The organism is Oleiphilus sp. HI0123 (assembly GCF_001635315.1).
This window is the reverse complement of the sequence record NZ_LWGE01000604.1, coordinates 1-583: the sequence shown is the minus strand read 5'-3', so window position 1 is coordinate 583 and position 583 is coordinate 1. Positions and strand designations below refer to the sequence as shown.

Below are 583 nucleotides of genomic sequence, written 5' to 3'. Positions count from 1 at the left end.
CCGCTAGCAAAAATCATTTGCTCACTTAGGTTATGTTCAAAAAAGTAGGTACCCAATAAATCACTCTCAGCCGTCAAATCAACAGGGCTAGGCACTTCTGAGGCTAAGGTAGACTGAGTCACCATTAGCTCGGCACGCGTAGGTCCTTCCATCATACCGTCCTTTTTGACGACAATTTCGGGCCTGAACAAGTCACTAAAATCAGCTAATGCCACGTCATGTACTTCAGATAAACCAGCAATAGTAATTTCAAGATTACCTGAGCTATCTACCAACCAAGTTGTTGCCTCATCACCTGTATCTGTTGTTCCAGCACTTTCGTCATCATGCCTCCAGACGAATCGTCCAGTATTACCTGAGCTGTCAAATACATAATATTCTTCATACTCTGTCGAAGTGCCATCGTCATACCATTCTCTTAAGAGACCAGAACCCAGAACTCCCAGCTCTTGTCCTTGCGTCAGAGTTGCAGAGTCCGAGAAGTCCACTCCATTATTGCTTGCCGCAGCAAATGGATCTGCGCCCACACGCTGAAGTACAAAGGAACCTTCACCATCATCTAGGCTAAGCGCGTCTCCATTTA

At 45.6% G+C, this 583-nt stretch carries 1 protein-coding gene; it reads right to left on the bottom strand.

Annotated features, from left to right (window positions below):
- On the bottom strand, positions 1-583 hold a 583-nt coding region (locus tag A3761_RS27070), incomplete at both ends, for a hypothetical protein (RefSeq protein WP_197472853.1).